This is a genomic window from Ruegeria sp. L11 (assembly GCF_056531755.1).
The window spans coordinates 322,146-337,217 of sequence record NZ_JBQFMI010000001.1 but is presented as its reverse complement, the minus strand read 5'-3'; the positions used below and the strand labels follow the sequence as shown (position 1 = coordinate 337,217).

Sequence of the window (15,072 nt, the reverse complement as noted above, 5' to 3'; positions counted from 1 at the left end):
TCAGGTGGCGAGTGCCTTGCCCAATCGCGGAAGCCGGGCTTTTTTCATGAGCGCGCGAAGGGTCCATTTTTCGGCTGAGAGGCGATTGGCTTCGGCAAGGACCCGAGTGGCAAGTGTGCTCATGCCTTCTGGATTGGATTGCCAGAAGCCGTACAGCAGGCTGTCGGGGTCTTGCCGGTCAAGCCCTTCATCAGTCAGGATATTTCTGGGAAAATCCTTGGCATTAACCGTGACAATCAGATCAGCGGAAGCAGCTATTCCTGTAGCCAGCACGTGGATATCTGCGGCGTCCGGCAGCCACAGGCGGTTTTGAAGACCCTCGTTCGTTGGACGTTCAGCATCCGGCCAGGCCGCTTGCACCAACGCGATCTCGGCGCGCGCCTGCGCCTCACCCGTCGGGCCCAACTTACGGGCGGCGCGGGCCCATTCTTCGAGGATGCGGGCGGACCAGAGCGGGGTGAAATGCCCCAATCGCGCGGCACCCAACAGCATCTCGCGCATGACCGTGGGATAGAGGACGCAAGTGTCGAGAACAGCCTTCATAGGCGATAGAACACCGCTTTGAGGTAGCCGCTTTCCGCCAGTTGCGGCAGTTGCGGGTGATCCGGCCCGGCAAATCCGGTGTGGATCAGTTGCGCCTGTCGGCCCGCCCGGCCGATCCCGCGGGAGGAGGCGTCGCGGAACCGCCCCAGATCGGCGGCATGAGAACACGAACACAGCCCCAGATAGCCGCCGGGTTTGACCAGAGGTGCGGCAAGCCGTGCGATACGCTCATAAGCGCGCAATCCCGCATCCAGCGCTTGTTTTGAGGGGGCAAAGGCAGGTGGATCACAGATGACCACGTCAAACGCCGCACCCTCGTCCCCCAATTGGGTCAACACATCGAACGCGTCGCCCTGTCGGGTCTGGAACCTGTCGGCAAGGCCCGAAGCCGCAGCGCCTTTGGTGGCCAGTTCCAGCGCGGCCGCAGACCCATCGACGGATAAGGCCCGTCCGGCACCTGCGGCCAGCATCGCCAGGCCAAAGCCGCCGACATGGCTGAACACGTCCAGCACCTGCGCTCCGGGATGTACCAGCCGTGCGGCAAAGGCATGGTTGGGGCGTTGATCGTAAAACAGGCCGGTTTTCTGACCTCCGGTCAGGTCGGCCATATACGTGGCACCATTCATCGGCACAGGCAGGGGTGCGTCGGGTGCGGTGCCGTGCAAAGTCTGGTTCTCATCGTCCAGCCCTTCCAGCCCGCGCGTACGGCCCGAGGCGTTTTTCAGCACCGTCGTCACGCCTGCGACCTTGACTAGCGTTTCGGTGAGCGTATCCAGATGCACCTCGGCCCAGGCCGCGTTGGGCTGAATGACACAGCTATCGCCAAACCTGTCGATGATCACACCGGGAAAGCCATCGGCCTCGGCATGGACCAGACGGTAGAAAGGCGCATCAAACAAGCGTTCACGCAGTGCAAGGGCGCGGCTAAGGCGGGTTTCGAACCAAGTATTGTCCAATTGTGCGGTGGTATCACGATCCAGCACCCTGCACATGATTTTTGAGTCAGGGTTGACCGCCACCAGCGCAAGCACCGCGCGGTTGTCATCCTCGAGAATCGCCAGTGCGCCCGCGGGGATCTTGCGCGTGCGGCGGTCTGTGACAATGTCATTTGCATAGACCCAGGGGAAGCCATGGCGCAGCCCGCGCGCGTTGGCTTTGGGTTTCAGGCGGATACGGGGGCGGTCGGCAGTTTGGGTCATGGCGCCCTCTTAGTCGCGAATGTGCCGATGGAAAAGCCCTAGCGGTTCCGAGAGCGCCAGCCGCCACGCCGTTTCGGGGTTTGGGCCCCCTGAAGGCCCTCGGACAGAACCTGAGTCATGGGATGATCCGGGCTGTGCAGCGCGTATGCCGCGTGCAATTCGGTCAGCGCCGTGTTCTGGTCACGCTCTTCGGGCAAGCTGAGCGCCCAGTCCAGAAATATGCTGCGGCATTCCGGCAGGGTGATGCCTTCGATGCGATAGGCTTCCTGGATCAGACCTTTGTGGTCATTGGGATCAGTGCTGCGTGCCATTTTCGCCCTCTTGGATCACGCTGCCGATCAGGTCGGCCGCGGTTGTGTAACTCTTCTGCAATGCCCGTTGCAGTGCATCGACCTGTTCAAACCCGGTGGCGCGGCACAGGAAATCCACACCTCCTTCACCGATCTGTTCCGCCTCGATGACCTTGCCCGAAAGAAGCCGGGCCGCACATTGCACCGACCAGCATAGGCTGTAGCAGTCTTTCAGGGATTGCGCCTGCGCGACATCCAGCAATCCGGCAGCGACGGCACCATCGAGGCCCGAGGATACGTCGCGTGCCGTAGTCCCTGCCAGCAAGGCACCGGTTTCGGCCATCAGTTCGATATCCATCAGGCGGCCGGGCCCGTTTTTGGCATCCCAGATCCCGGCGGGTGCCTTGGCTGCGGCCAGACGCGTTCGCATCTCGGCGACTTCGCGCAAAACCTTGTCCCGCTCGCGTGGGCGCGACAGAAACCCGACGCGAAACGCTTCGATATCATTTGCCAAACCGGCATCACCCGCAACGACATGAGCACGGGTCAGGGCCAGATGTTCCCACACCCAGGCCTCATTCTGCTGATAATTGGTAAAGCTGGCCCAACTGGTGGCAACCGGCCCCTGATTGCCGGACGGGCGCAGGCGCATGTCGACCTCATACAACCGCCCCTGTGACATCGGTGCCGAAAGTGCCGTGATCAGCGCCTGCGTGAACCGCGCATAATAGGTGCGCGTGGCCAGAGGACGCGGACCATCGGACATGTCCTGATCCTGCGGGTCATAGATCACAATCATGTCCAGATCGGATTGCGAATTGATCCGTCCTGCGCCCAGCGACCCCATGCCCAACACCGCCGCTCCGCGTCCCGGTGCGGGACCGTGTTTACGGGCGAAATTCTCGGTAACATAGGGCAGGATGGCGGCAATCACCGATTGTGCAAGTTCTGCATATTGCCGGCCTGCCTGTGCCCCGTCGATCAGACCCCGCAAGTGGTGGACACCGACCCGGAAATGCCATTCCTTACACCAGCGCCGCGCAAGGTCGAGCCGGGTTTCATAGTCAGGCTCTTCCGCCAGCGCACGGGCCAGTTCGATTTGCAATGTCTTCTGCCCCGGCCAATCAGCAAAGAAACTGCCGCCGATCACCGCGTCGAAAACCGAGGCATTGCGCGACAAATGCGAGGCAAGAGCATGAGATGTGCCAACGACATCGACCAGCAGGTCGATTAGTTGCGGATTGGCCTCGAACAAGGAAAACAGCTGAACCCCGGCGGGAAGGCCAGACAGAAACCCGTCCAGCGCCATCAACGCCTCATCCGGTTTGGCGGTCTTGGCAAGACGCGACAGCAACTCGGGCCGCAACCGTTCGAAAATCCGCGACCCGCGCTGGGACCTTAAGGCCGGATATGTCGTCCACCGGGCCAGAACACTCTGGTCAAACTCCACATCCTGTGCCGCCACAGGTGCAGGACCGGGTCCAGGCGCAAAAAATCCTTCAGTCAGTTCGTGCACTTCGGTCAGGCGGTTTTTCACGTCCTGTTTCAGTTCATCGCTGCCGATCCCTATCAAACAGGCGATGCGTTCAATGCCTTCCGGTGATTTCGGCACCTTATGCGTCTGTGCATCATGAACCATCTGAATGCGGTGTTCGACTTCGCGATGTGCCCGGTAATGATCGGTCAATTTATCCGCGACATCCTGCGGCACCCAGCCTTTTGACGCCAACGCCGCCAACCCCGGAACCGTTCCGCGCACCCGTAAATCCGGATCGCGACCACCTGCGATCAGCTGACGGGTCTGGGTGAAGAACTCGATCTCGCGAATACCGCCCTGCCCCAGCTTCATGTCGTGGCCGGGAATCGACAAGGCCCCGCCCGTACCTTTATTTTCGCGAATCCGAAGACGCATATCATGCGCGTCCTGAATGGCGGCAAAATCCAGATGGCGACGCCAGACAAAGGGGCGCAATGTGTCCAGAAACCGCTGCCCCGCAGCCAAGTCTCCGGCACAGGGACGGGCCTTGATATACGCCGCGCGCTCCCACGTGCGGCCGAGGCTTTCGTAGTACCGTTCAGCGGCCTCCATCGCCATGCAGACCGGTGTTACGGCAGGATCTGGCCTCAGCCTCAGATCGGTACGGAAAACATAGCCATCGGCAGTCTTGTCGCTGAGCGTCGCGCAGAAGTTCCGCGTTGCCCGCACCATGCCCTGCCGGGCCTCGTAGAAGTCATCGGGGTCAAACCGCGTCTCATCAAACAGCACAATCAGATCGATATCCGAGCTGTAGTTCAGCTCATGCGCGCCCATCTTGCCCATGGCCAGAATGACCATCCCGGCGGCAGTTTCGATATCGTCCTCGGTCATACCCGGCAGTTTGTTGCGCCGGATCAACGTCGCAATCTCGGCCTTGGCCGCAGTATCCGCGGCCAGTGCCCCGAAATCGGTCAGTGCCGCGGTGACTTTTTCAAGCGGCCAGGCACCTGCAATGTCGGCAAGCGCGGTCAACAGCGCCACCCGCCGCTTGGCCTGCCGCAAGCCGGATTTCAGCTGATCCGTCGGCAGCTTACGCGCATCCGCCATGACTTCAGACAGTGCCTGATCCGGGCGCAATAACGCATCAGGCAGCCATTCCCTTTCACGCTCGATCAGGCCTTTCAGATATGGGCTGGACCCGGCGATTCCCGCCACCAGCTCTCCCATCTCCTGCGACAGATCAGGTATCAGAGCGCGGGTTTCATCGCCCAGAGACGGATCAAACGCACGTGGAAGGCGGGTAATGGCAAGAGCGTCAGTCATGCGCGCACCCTGCGCATTGCGGGACGTAATCGTCAATGGGGCATTCTGATCAGGTTTCCTGAACCGGCGTATCCTGACTGAAGCTGTTGACCCAAACGTCGTTTCTTCGTTCCCACAAAGATGAAATCAGCATTGCCTCGCGCCGATCTGCGCCCGAGCGCAGGTAATCGGCACGGTAGGACAGCAAGACGATATCCGGGGTCAGAACGCGTAACCGAGTGTCACTCAGATCAAACTCGGCCATCGTTGGCGCATCTGCAAATTGCCCGACGTGATCGTCCCGATTGGCAAAACCCGTGGGATAAACGCCCAGAAAATCCGCGCTTAGCAAGGCGCGGTCGGCGCTTGCATCGCCTTCAACCAGCGCCACCCAGACCTGCGTTTCCAGTTCAAGAATGTCCTTTAGTGCAGGGGCAGCTTTGTTGTCCGTCATATCCATACCCAGACCCTGCGAGCCAGATCCTGAAACGTCAACCGGATTGCTTAATGTAAATCTTTTTCACATTACCCCTTGCACCCAACCAAACGATACCCCATCTATGCAATGTGAATAGAGTTTACATCAACCCTGGAGAGCTCAAATGACCGCATTGTCCGACCCCGCCGTCCCCGCGAATCCGGGATGGCTTTATCGAACCGAGGCCTGGCTGGATGACAAAGGCAAAGGGGCCTGGATCGCCGCCATGGTTCTTGGATTTATCTTCTTCTGGCCCGTTGGACTTGCCCTGCTGGCCTATATGATCTGGAGCAAACGCATGTTCAGCAAATCCTGCAACCGCCGCAAATCCTGGCACAGCCACATGAGTGCAATGAAGCCCTCGGGCAACAGCGCCTTTGACGCCTACAAAGCAGATACACTGGCCCGCCTGGAACGCGAACAACAGGATTTCGAAGCATTCCTGCGCCGCCTGCGTGACGCCAAGGACAAGGCCGAATTCGACCAATTCATGGATGAACGCGCCCGCGAGAACCATGACGAAGACGGCAAGGGCGAGCCCGCCTGATTGACCTTGCCCTGCCCCGGTGTTTCGGGACAGGGTGCCCCTACCCCAGTTTTTCGGACCTATCGAATGAACCATCTGCCCAACCCGGACACCCAACCCGATTTCTATCGTTCCGTGACAACCAAACGCTTTGTCGCCTGGCTGTTCGATATCGCCTTCATTTCGCTGCTTTGCACGGTGGCAATCCTCTTTACTGCGTTTCTGGGTCTGTTTTTCCTGGCCCTGATCTACGCCGTTGTCAGTTTCGTCTACCGGGTGGTGACCATCGCCAACGGCTCAGCCACGCTGGGAATGCGCTTTATGGGGATCGAGCTGCGTGACGCGTTCGGAGAACGAATGGACTTGGGCAAGGCGCTTGCCCACACTGCCGGCTATTTTGTCAGCATGGCCTTTCCCGTGGTCCAGATCATCTCGGTCATCATGATGATGACCAGCGCCCGTGGCCAGGGTCTGACCGACAGTTTTCTGGGCACCGTGATGATCAACCAACGGGCCTGACGCAAGGTTGCGTGAAACACTTGGCGGTCTCGGGAACGGTTGCTATCATCCCTCCCGAGGTTGGATGGGGATTTCATGCGACATACGCTGCCAATTGCGCCACAATTCTATGTCACGGCACCGCAGCCCTGCCCTTATCTTGGCGGCAGGATGGAACGTAAACTGTTCACCGCCCTACAAGGCGAAGGGGCTGAACAGCTGAACAACTCCCTGTCTCAACAAGGATTTCGCCGGTCTCAGAATGTACTCTACCGTCCTTCGTGTACGGATTGCGCAGCCTGCCTGTCGGCCCGGATCGATGTTTCAGCCTTCAGGCCGACCAAAAGCCAGAAGCGCGCAGCAAGGCGGAATGGTTACCTGGAACGCCGCGCAACCTCGCCATGGGCCACGGATGAGCAATACGAGCTGTTCCGCCGTTATCTTGATACCCGTCACGCCGATGGCGGCATGGCTGACATGGATGTTTTCGAATTCGCCGCGATGATCGAGGAAACACCGATCCGCAGCCGCGTTGTGGAATATGCCGATCCTGAAACGGGCGAGTTGATCGCCGTCAGCCTGACCGATGTGCTCGATGACGGGCTAAGTATGGTCTATTCCTTCTACGACCCGGAACAGCCGCAGAACTCACTCGGCACCTACATGATCCTCGACCATATCGACATCGCACGTGAGGCGGGCCTGCCCTATATCTATCTGGGGTACTGGGTCCCCGGCAGCCCCAAGATGGGCTACAAAGCCAAGTTTTCAGGGCTCGAGGCCTATATTCAGGGGGGCTGGCAAAAAATCAGTGATCCGGATGCCTATACCGGCACATCGCATCACCCCTTGTCGGCGCCGCCAATCGCCGAACAGGTCGCCAATATCCAGCTCCCTGACCGGCACCCGACCAAAGGCTGACCGCGCGATGAAACAAAGCCTGCATGCCGTCACCCTTGTGGTGCCGGATTACGACGACGCCATCTTGTTTTATACAAAGACGCTCAGCTTCCAACTTATCAAGGACATCGACCTCGGCAGTGGCAAGCGCTGGGTTCTGGTCGCGCCTCCCGGTTCGGACAGCGGCTACCTTCTTCTGGCAAAGGCTGACGGACCCGAACAAACCACCGCCATAGGCAACCAGACCGGCGGGCGCGTTGGGTTCTTCCTGCAAACCGATGATTTCTACCGCGACCATGCGAACATGCGCGCCAGGGATATCCACTTCGAAGAAGAACCCCGTCACGAACCTTATGGCATTGTCGCAGTCTGGCGTGATCCCTTCGGCAATCGCTGGGACCTGATCCAGTTCACCTGATCCGCATCTTCATCTGGCTATAAATATCCCGGGGATGAATTGGCCGCAGGCCAAGAAGGGGCTGGCCCCTTGCCCGAAATAAACAAAAAAGGGGGCCAATCGGACCCCTTTGCAATATTCTCTTCCGGATCGGATCAGTTTGGCATCAGGTCCGGAACGATCGTGACAATCGTCGGGAAGAACCACAAGATCGCGATCCCCATCACCTGGATCAGAACAAACGGAACGATCCCGCGATAAATATGACCTGTAGTAACCTCCTTCGGCGCAACCCCCCGAAGGTAGAACAACGCAAACCCGAAAGGTGGCGTCAGGAACGACGTCTGAAGGTTCACCGCCACCATAATCGTGACCCATTTCGGATCGAACGAGCCGCCATAGATCACAGGGCCCACGATGGGGATCACGATGTAGATGATCTCGAGGAAATCCAGCACGAACCCCAGAATGAACAGCACCAGCATCACGATCAGGAAAACCGTGAACTCGTTGTCAAAGCTCTTCAGGAATTGCTGGATATAATGCTCCCCTCCGAATGAAATCACCACGAGGTTCAGCAACTGCGATCCGATCAGGATGGTGAATACCATCGAGGTCACCTTGGCCGTCTCGCGAACCACCGGGGTCAATACACCGCTGGAATACAGCACCCAGCACCCGTAAAGCAGACCGAACAGCGCGTACAGGTAGGCCGCATAAGCAATGATGAAGGCGATCCAGCTTTCCACCGTCACATTGCCTTGATTGATACGCAGGTCAAAGTTGACCCCCATCAGCAATGCAATGACAACGGCGAAAGTCGACCAGATGACCACTTTGCCCGAACGGCCCTGATCCTGCAGCTTGCGATAGGCCGCCAGCATGATCGCGCCACCCGCGCCCAGCGCAGCCGCCGGTGTCGGATTGGTGACACCTCCCAGGATCGAGCCCAGCACCGCGATGATAAGAACAAGCGGCGGGAAGACCACGCGGATCAGATCGTTTGTGGCACAGCGGGCCGCAGCCTCTTTGCAACCATACATGGCCAGCGCGAACGGCAGGGCGAGCAACACGAAAGTCACGCCAGAGGATGTGGTAGGCGATATCATCAGGATATCGACCAATGCCATCAGCAACAGCCCGATCGCGCCAAGGATCAGCGGCTGCGGTGACCGCGACGGTGCGATACCACGGCCCAGAACCAGGGTCAGCCCCAGCAGAACAAGGGTAACCGCCACACCGGTGCCGATCGGCGCCGCATCGGCAATCCTTTTTTGCTGTTCGGTCGCCAGTTCCTCTTCTGTCAGGCGATGCGCTTCGGTTGCGCCGCCAGCGGCATCAATTGCCTCCTGCTCGGCAACAGCCTGATCCCAGGCAACCTGCCCGTGCAGATCGATCATCGACGCCTTGCACTCTGCCGACACGTTGGTCCTCAGCGACGCACCCTCGCCGATGTCCGAAAAGGCCGAGACCGAGATATTCTGGCTTCCGATCACACCAACATTGCCCAAAAGGATCGCGCCGACGATCAGGGCAACCGGCGCACCCAGCAACCATATCAGGCCTTCTGACCGCGTAATGGGTTCCCCGGAACCACCGGACACAGCCACAGCGGGCGCTTTGTGTGGATTCAGCAATGCATAACCAAAGGCATAGAGTGCATAGAGCAGCGCCAGCATGATCCCTGGCAACAGCGCAGCCTGGAACAATGTCCCGACCGAGACAACCGCAGGCTCACCCAGATAGGTCAGCGCGTCGGTACAACCGGCTTCAACAGCCCGGGTTTCCTGCGCTGTCGAATACAGATCCCCCGCCAATGTGCCCAGCAGGACGATCACGATCGACGGTGGAATGATTTGCCCCAAGGTGCCCGATGCCGCGATCACACCGGTCGCCAGTTCCGGCGAATAGTTGTTGCGCAACATGGTTGGAAGCGCCAGCAGGCCCATCGTCACAACGGTCGCGCCAACGATACCGGTCGAAGCCGCCAGAAACGCCCCCACAACCACAATTGACACGGCCAGACCACCCGGAAGCGGGCCAAAAACACGTGCCATCGTCGTCAGCAGATCGTTGGCAATCTTTGAACGTTCCAGCGTGATGCCCATCAGGACGAACATGAGCACGGCCAGAAGAGTCTCGATGGATTGCCCGGCCAGCACGCGCTCGTTCATGCGGTTCACGATGAACGACACGTTCCGGTCCAGCGCGGTTTCCCAGCCTGAGGCAAAAACCGGTTCGGCGAGCCTTGGCAAATCCGGGTATCGGAACACGGATATGGTGTCCGGCTTGATTCCGGAGTTCACAAGGTCCCGATAACTTTGCGATCCGACGTCAATCGCCTGGTGGATCAGCAACCCCGCGCTGTCCAGCGCGGCGATGATGCCAAAGGATATTATCCCTGCCCCGCCGATGGCAAAAGCCACCGGAAAGCCGGAAAGAATGCCCCCGAAAAGGCAAAAGAATACGATAATGAGGCCTATCTCGACGCCATCAAGTCCGAATAGCATTGTCTTTGTCTCCGCCCTTAATGCGCGCCTTCATAGGCTTCTTCGCCCTCACCAAGGCTGTCCTTGTCGAGGTATTTTCCAACGCTGTCCGGTCCTTCCACGTATTCCAGATACGACCGGTACAAAAACGCGATGGCGTGCAGGAACACCATGGCCGCAAAGGCCACCAGCAGGATCTTGAACAGGAAGTAGGCATTGAACCCGTTGGGGCTGAACCCGATGGTTTCCACGTTCCAGCGCAAGGCGCGGGATTTGGCCACCAGACGGTCCAGCGCGTCACTGGCCGAAGGGTTCGGCACGATCAGATGACGCCACAGGAAGAACCAGCCGTACATCCAGGTCAGCACCGCCATTGGCATCATGAACAGCAACGCACCGCACATATCGACCACACGCTTGGCGCGGTGGCTGATACCGGCATAGATCAGATCAACGCGCACATGCCCGCCCTGCACAAATGTGTAGGTACAACACAGACAAACAACCATGGCGTTATACAGTTTCAGCTCTTCCGCGAACCAGCTGATATCCATCTGGAACGGTATTCCCAGACCGAAGGACATATCAGGACGGGTAAAGACCCGTTGCATGAATACGATGACGATCTGCTGAATCACCATCAGCAGACCCGCCCAGGCAAAGAACCGCCCGGTGGTGTTTGCAAAACCTTCCAGGCCGCGCACGATGGCCCACATGAAGTTCCGGTAATACAACCCGACGGCTGTCAGAACCAAAAAGAAGGTGAACACCACAAAGAAGAACTCGACCGAGCCGCCATAATAGACAAAGCGCATGATCGACGCCTTGTCAGACCAGTCCAGCCAGAGCTGCGGATGCGTGACCGCATATCCGAAATTATAGAAGGCTTCGGCAATGTTCTGAATGAACCAGACCAGTCCATTCCACAGGGCGCCGAAGAACGAGATACCGTTTTCGTCCTGCATGTTGTCCCCAGGTCGTCTCAGTTGCGCGCAGGCCTATTGTGGCTTGCCCAAGTCCTTTCGCGCAACGGGAAAGGCTTCCCCGCAAGGCGCGGGGAAACCGTTTTTCCTTTGATCAGGAAGGCTTAGCCGCGAACACGGTCACGCTGTGCGGTGTAGACACCCGACGACAGGTTGTTCCATGCCGACGAAGCCGCCATCGACGACATTGCGCTGTCGTGGATCTTCTTGAACAGCTCATCGCCCATGTTCTCGTCCAGAACTTCCTGGCTGGCCTTGCCGAACGCATCCCAGACACTGTCAGGGAATTCCAGGACCTTGACGCCACCGGCCTGCAGGCGCTGCAGCGCTGCACCATTGTTGGCCAGGAACTGCGCCAGGTTCCACTGGTGTGCTTCTGCGGCAGCGATCTCGATGATCTTCTGCTGGGCCGGGGTCAGCTCATTGAACACGTCGCGGTTGGTTGCCAGCGACAGACCTGCGCCCGGCTCGTGGAAGCCCGCGGTGTAGTAGGTCTTGGTGATTTCCTGGAAGCCCGCCTTTTCGTCGGCCCAGGGTCCGATCCACTCGGTTCCGTCAATCGCGCCGGACGACAGCGCCTGATACACTTCAGAACCGGGGATGTTCTGAACGGACGCGCCCAGTTTGCCCAGTGCTTTACCGCCCAGACCGGGCATACGGAACTTCAGACCATTGAAGTCTTCGGGGCTGTTGATCTCTTTCGAGAACCAGCCGCCCGCCTGCGCACCGGTGTTACCGGCCAAGAAGGACTTCAGGCCAAAGATTTCGCCCAGCTCATCATGCAGCTCCATACCGCCGTCATGATAGTACCAGTTCACCAGTTCCTGTGCGGTCATGCCGAAGGGCACGGCCGTAAAGAACGCATAGCCCGGGTGCTGACCGACAAAGTAATAGTCAGCGGCGTGATACATGTCGGCCTGACCGGACGACACCGCGTCAAACACCTCGAACGCGCCAACCAGTTCGCCTGCCGCTTTGATCTCGACATTCAGGCTGCCATCCGACATCGCGTTGATGCTGTCGGCACAACGCTGCGCGCTGTCAAACACGCCAGCCAGACCACGACCCCACGAGGTCACCATGGTCAGTGTGCGCTGTCCCTGCGCATAGGCCGGAGCCGCCAGAGCGGTTGCTGCAGCTGCCGAGCCGCCCAGCGCGGATTTTTTCAGAAATGAACGACGATCCATATGAGTGTTCCTCCCCTTCATAGTCACGATCCGGCAGAACCGGACCTGTCGCATTCAGTGCGCGTCAGCCTAATGTGAGCGAAGCGAAAGGGAATACCTACTACTGCGTAGAGAATCGATTTCTTTTGGGGATGAGGTGAAATTTCCGAATGAAAACTCCAACAAAAACGGCCCAAATACCGGAATTTCACAGACCAACGCCAATCTTTTTGCATTTTTGCCGCCGCTTGCGTATCGATTCGTCCATGCAAAGACTTCGACATCTGGTCTCGCTGACCTATGCGCAGAAACTGTCGCTGGTGGCCGCAATCCCGCTGGTTGTGGCCGTGGCCGCAATCGCTGTGCTTGTCGCATATGAGGCGCGTGCGACCGCTGAGCGCGAGATCGAAGCCCTGGAGCGCAGCCTGATCGAGGCCAAGAAAGAAGAACTGCGCAACTACGTGACGCAGGCGCGCAATGGTTTTGCCTATATCTATGGCCGCGCTGAACCGGACGATGAGGTGTCGAAGAACCTTGTCTCGCAGATACTTTCGGCAATGATCTATGGGCAGGACGGGTTCTTTTTCGTTTACGATTATGATGGCAACAATCTGGTCAGCCCCCGTCAGACACAATTCATCAACCGCAACTGGGAAGGTCTGACCGACAGCGATGGCACGCCCATCGTTGACGAGTTCATTCGCCTCGCCCGTCAGGGGGCCGGGTGGCACAGCTTCATGTGGGAGAAACCCTCGACCGGGGATGAGGCGCAGATGATCGCCTATGTCGTCGGGTTGCAGGACTGGCGCTGGGTCGTGGGTACCGGGGTCTTCATTGACGACATTGTCGCCACGGTCGCCAACGCAAGGGCCGAGGTCGAGGCCCGCGTGCAGCGCACCTTCATGTATATCGGCGCCATTGTTGTTGCTGCCGTTCTGATTGTCTTTGCCTCGGGCATGTTGCTGAACATTCGCGAGCGGCGGTTGGCGGATGCCAAGCTGAAGGAACTGACGCAACGTGTCTTCGACGCGCAGGAAGAAGAACGCGGCCGGGTTGCCCGCGAACTGCATGATGGCATCAGCCAGATCCTTGTGGGTGTACGCTATGCGCTGGACAATGCGCGCCGCCGTCTGTTGCGCGGCGATGATGCGGGTGCGCGCGATCCGCTGGACAAAGGCATCGACCATCTTCGCACCGCCATCACCGAGGTGCGCCGCATCAGCCGCGACCTGCGCCCCGGCGTGCTGGACGACCTTGGTCTCGGACCTGCGTTGAAGGCTCTGACCGACGATTTTCGCGAACGAACCGGGATCGAGACCGAATTTTCCACCGTCGTTTTCCGAAACCGGCTGGATCAGGACAGCAAGATCGCGCTTTATCGCATCGCACAAGAGGCGCTGACAAATATCGAACGCCACGCGGATGCCTCTTATGTTACAATTGACCTGCGTGGCCACAAGAAAGGCGCAACCATGCGGATCACCGACAATGGCCGTGGGTTGCGCGCAGAATCCGGGACCCCGACCACAGGCATCGGCCTGCGCAACATGCAGGAACGAATTGAACAACTTGACGGATCGCTGCGTATTCTGTCATCACGCGGACCGCGCGGCGGAACGGTGATCGAGGCCAGTCTGCCGCTGAGCCACCTGTTGCCACCGCAGGAAGACGCAACTCCGAACCGAAAGGCCGGTACATGAGCGCCAAAAACATCCGAGTTCTTATTGTCGACGATCATCCCATGGTGGCCGAGGGCATTCAGTCGATCCTTGAAAGCTACGACGATATCGAAGTGGTTGGAACACTCGGCAGCGGTCAGGCCGCGGTGGATCAGGCGGTTGGCCTCGCCCCGGATGTCATCCTGATGGACCTGAACATGCCTGGCCTCGGCGGACTCAGCGCCACGGAAATCATTCTGGAACGCCTGCCCGATACGCGCATCCTGATCCTGTCGATGCATGACAGCCCCGAATACATTTCGACCGCGCTCAGCCACGGCGCAAAAGGCTATGTTCTCAAAGATGTCCCAACCGAAGAGATCAAGCAGGCCATCGATGCGGTCATGCGGGGTGAGCAGTATCTGTGCACCGGTGCCAGTGGGTCCCTGAAACCCAAAGGCGACAACGCACGCGAGGCGCTGACAGGGCGCGAGCAAACAATTCTGCTGGAACTGGCGCAGGGCAAATCAAACAAAGAGGTTGCGCAAAAGCTGGATATCTCGGTGCGCACGGTTGAAACGCATCGCAAGAACATCAAGCGCAAACTGGGAATTTCCTCGACTGCCGGGCTGACCCGCTACGCGCTGGAACATGGCATGCTGCAAGGCACCGGGGTCGGCTTCTGATCGATGCGCGGTCGCAGCCCAGTGCTGCCTTACCCAACTAGAGGAGGCTTGCCGCAGGCATAGCGATAACAGGCGGGAGCGTTCACGCCCGGGGTCTGATATCCTGACCAAAGAACACAAGTGTTCCGTCTTCATCCAGAATGTGAAACTCACGCTGCAAATAAGGTTGGTCGAACGGAGGCCGAACGCGCCCCTCGGGCAGATCGGCCAACCCAGCCCGCAAATTTTCATAAAAGCCGTCGATATCGTCTACATCAATATAAAACGACTGGTCGTCGCCCAACGCCTTGCCATCCTCTCGCGGTGGGCATTCCAACAACCGAATGGCGACCGGGCCAAGTGACAAAAATGCGTAATTGTCCTGCTTGAAGCTACAGGTAAATCCTAGTCGCTTACAGTAGAAATCAATCTGGTTCTGCAAGGATGAACACAGCACAAATGGGGTAAGTTGCAAAATCTTGGGCATCTGAAGCTCCGAAC

The 15,072-nt window shown here is 58.7% G+C and carries 15 protein-coding genes; 6 read left to right on the top strand and 9 right to left on the bottom strand.

From position 1 onward, the window contains the following. Genes ACR0CE_RS01630 through ACR0CE_RS01610 form a run of 5 tightly spaced genes read right to left on the bottom strand, consistent with a single transcriptional unit; the run spans nucleotide 1 to nucleotide 5,265 of the window. Nucleotides 1–543 (bottom strand): RSP_2648 family PIN domain-containing protein, encoded by a 543-nt coding sequence (locus ACR0CE_RS01630; RefSeq protein ID WP_480830631.1) that lies wholly within the window; start codon nucleotides 541–543, stop codon nucleotides 1–3. Then, nucleotides 540–1,742, bottom strand: a complete 1,203-nt coding sequence (locus ACR0CE_RS01625; RefSeq protein ID WP_480830629.1) for an RSP_2647 family RNA methyltransferase — start codon at nucleotides 1,740–1,742, stop codon at nucleotides 540–542. The genes ACR0CE_RS01630 and ACR0CE_RS01625 overlap by 4 nt, the downstream gene beginning before the upstream one ends. A gap of 38 nt (nucleotides 1,743–1,780) precedes the next feature. Next, nucleotides 1,781–2,053 (bottom strand): hypothetical protein, encoded by a 273-nt coding sequence (locus ACR0CE_RS01620; RefSeq protein ID WP_209503652.1) that lies wholly within the window; start codon nucleotides 2,051–2,053, stop codon nucleotides 1,781–1,783. Further along, on the bottom strand, nucleotides 2,037–4,832 hold the full coding sequence (locus ACR0CE_RS01615) for a [protein-PII] uridylyltransferase family protein (protein ID WP_480830627.1): 2,796 nt from the start codon (nucleotides 4,830–4,832) through the stop codon (nucleotides 2,037–2,039). Before ACR0CE_RS01615 ends, ACR0CE_RS01620 begins: the two co-directional genes overlap by 17 nt. A 49-nt stretch (nucleotides 4,833–4,881) precedes the next feature. Next, on the bottom strand, nucleotides 4,882–5,265 hold the full coding sequence (locus ACR0CE_RS01610; RefSeq protein WP_480830625.1) for a DUF4440 domain-containing protein: 384 nt from the start codon (nucleotides 5,263–5,265) through the stop codon (nucleotides 4,882–4,884). A gap of 148 nt (nucleotides 5,266–5,413) precedes the next feature. Between ACR0CE_RS01610 and ACR0CE_RS01605 the strand changes: the two genes are divergently transcribed. The 4 genes from ACR0CE_RS01605 (at nucleotide 5,414) to ACR0CE_RS01590 (ending at nucleotide 7,631) form a co-directional block, all read left to right on the top strand. Continuing rightward, nucleotides 5,414–5,836: a DUF2852 domain-containing protein gene (locus tag ACR0CE_RS01605; protein ID WP_209503649.1), complete on the top strand. Its 423-nt coding sequence runs from the start codon at nucleotides 5,414–5,416 to the stop codon at nucleotides 5,834–5,836. A gap of 66 nt (nucleotides 5,837–5,902) precedes the next feature. Next, on the top strand, nucleotides 5,903–6,334 hold the full coding sequence (locus ACR0CE_RS01600) for an RDD family protein (protein WP_209596678.1): 432 nt from the start codon (nucleotides 5,903–5,905) through the stop codon (nucleotides 6,332–6,334). A gap of 75 nt (nucleotides 6,335–6,409) precedes the next feature. After that, on the top strand, nucleotides 6,410–7,234 hold the full coding sequence (locus ACR0CE_RS01595) for an arginyltransferase (RefSeq protein ID WP_480480490.1): 825 nt from the start codon (nucleotides 6,410–6,412) through the stop codon (nucleotides 7,232–7,234). A gap of 7 nt (nucleotides 7,235–7,241) precedes the next feature. Further along, a complete protein-coding gene (locus tag ACR0CE_RS01590; protein WP_480830623.1) occupies nucleotides 7,242–7,631 on the top strand; it encodes a VOC family protein in 390 nt (129 codons plus the stop codon). A 134-nt stretch (nucleotides 7,632–7,765) separates the two neighbouring features. Here the strand turns inward: ACR0CE_RS01590 and ACR0CE_RS01585 are convergent, their stop codons facing one another. From ACR0CE_RS01585 to ACR0CE_RS01575, 3 genes are all read right to left on the bottom strand, one after another. Then, nucleotides 7,766–10,120, bottom strand: coding sequence for a TRAP transporter large permease (locus ACR0CE_RS01585; protein ID WP_480830622.1), 2,355 nt, complete (start codon nucleotides 10,118–10,120; stop codon nucleotides 7,766–7,768). A gap of 17 nt (nucleotides 10,121–10,137) precedes the next feature. Further along, nucleotides 10,138–11,064, bottom strand: a complete 927-nt coding sequence (locus ACR0CE_RS01580) for a TRAP transporter small permease subunit (protein WP_209503644.1) — start codon at nucleotides 11,062–11,064, stop codon at nucleotides 10,138–10,140. A gap of 122 nt (nucleotides 11,065–11,186) precedes the next feature. After that, entirely contained in the window at nucleotides 11,187–12,269 is a 1,083-nt protein-coding gene (locus ACR0CE_RS01575) for a TRAP transporter substrate-binding protein (protein WP_480485346.1), read from the bottom strand. A gap of 245 nt (nucleotides 12,270–12,514) precedes the next feature. Between ACR0CE_RS01575 and ACR0CE_RS01570 the strand changes: the two genes are divergently transcribed. Continuing rightward, complete coding sequence (locus ACR0CE_RS01570) at nucleotides 12,515–13,948, top strand: cache domain-containing protein (RefSeq protein WP_209503642.1); 1,434 nt, start codon at nucleotides 12,515–12,517, stop codon at nucleotides 13,946–13,948. Continuing rightward, entirely contained in the window at nucleotides 13,945–14,592 is a 648-nt protein-coding gene (locus ACR0CE_RS01565; protein ID WP_267363844.1) for a response regulator transcription factor, read from the top strand. The genes ACR0CE_RS01570 and ACR0CE_RS01565 overlap by 4 nt, the downstream gene beginning before the upstream one ends. 82 nt (nucleotides 14,593–14,674) lie before the next feature. On the opposite strand, the gene ACR0CE_RS01560 is transcribed toward ACR0CE_RS01565, so the two are convergent. Further along, nucleotides 14,675–15,058: a bleomycin resistance protein gene (locus tag ACR0CE_RS01560; RefSeq protein WP_209596686.1), complete on the bottom strand. Its 384-nt coding sequence runs from the start codon at nucleotides 15,056–15,058 to the stop codon at nucleotides 14,675–14,677. Between the last annotated feature and the right edge of the window lie 14 nt (nucleotides 15,059–15,072).

What these genes read in the sequence shown, in the direction of transcription:
- ACR0CE_RS01630 (WP_480830631.1), bottom strand. Translation starts at nt 543, where the DNA reads ATGAAGGCTGTTCTCGACACTTGCGTCCTCTATCCCACGGTCATGCGC.
- ACR0CE_RS01625 (WP_480830629.1), bottom strand. Translation starts at nt 1,742, where the DNA reads ATGACCCAAACTGCCGACCGCCCCCGTATCCGCCTGAAACCCAAAGCC.
- ACR0CE_RS01620 (WP_209503652.1), bottom strand. Translation starts at nt 2,053, where the DNA reads ATGGCACGCAGCACTGATCCCAATGACCACAAAGGTCTGATCCAGGAA.
- ACR0CE_RS01615 (WP_480830627.1), bottom strand. Translation starts at nt 4,832, where the DNA reads ATGACTGACGCTCTTGCCATTACCCGCCTTCCACGTGCGTTTGATCCG.
- ACR0CE_RS01610 (WP_480830625.1), bottom strand. Translation starts at nt 5,265, where the DNA reads ATGACGGACAACAAAGCTGCCCCTGCACTAAAGGACATTCTTGAACTG.
- ACR0CE_RS01605 (WP_209503649.1), top strand. Translation starts at nt 5,414, where the DNA reads ATGACCGCATTGTCCGACCCCGCCGTCCCCGCGAATCCGGGATGGCTT.
- ACR0CE_RS01600 (WP_209596678.1), top strand. Translation starts at nt 5,903, where the DNA reads ATGAACCATCTGCCCAACCCGGACACCCAACCCGATTTCTATCGTTCC.
- ACR0CE_RS01595 (WP_480480490.1), top strand. Translation starts at nt 6,410, where the DNA reads ATGCGACATACGCTGCCAATTGCGCCACAATTCTATGTCACGGCACCG.
- ACR0CE_RS01590 (WP_480830623.1), top strand. Translation starts at nt 7,242, where the DNA reads ATGAAACAAAGCCTGCATGCCGTCACCCTTGTGGTGCCGGATTACGAC.
- ACR0CE_RS01585 (WP_480830622.1), bottom strand. Translation starts at nt 10,120, where the DNA reads ATGCTATTCGGACTTGATGGCGTCGAGATAGGCCTCATTATCGTATTC.
- ACR0CE_RS01580 (WP_209503644.1), bottom strand. Translation starts at nt 11,064, where the DNA reads ATGCAGGACGAAAACGGTATCTCGTTCTTCGGCGCCCTGTGGAATGGA.
- ACR0CE_RS01575 (WP_480485346.1), bottom strand. Translation starts at nt 12,269, where the DNA reads ATGGATCGTCGTTCATTTCTGAAAAAATCCGCGCTGGGCGGCTCGGCA.
- ACR0CE_RS01570 (WP_209503642.1), top strand. Translation starts at nt 12,515, where the DNA reads ATGCAAAGACTTCGACATCTGGTCTCGCTGACCTATGCGCAGAAACTG.
- ACR0CE_RS01565 (WP_267363844.1), top strand. Translation starts at nt 13,945, where the DNA reads ATGAGCGCCAAAAACATCCGAGTTCTTATTGTCGACGATCATCCCATG.
- ACR0CE_RS01560 (WP_209596686.1), bottom strand. Translation starts at nt 15,058, where the DNA reads ATGCCCAAGATTTTGCAACTTACCCCATTTGTGCTGTGTTCATCCTTG.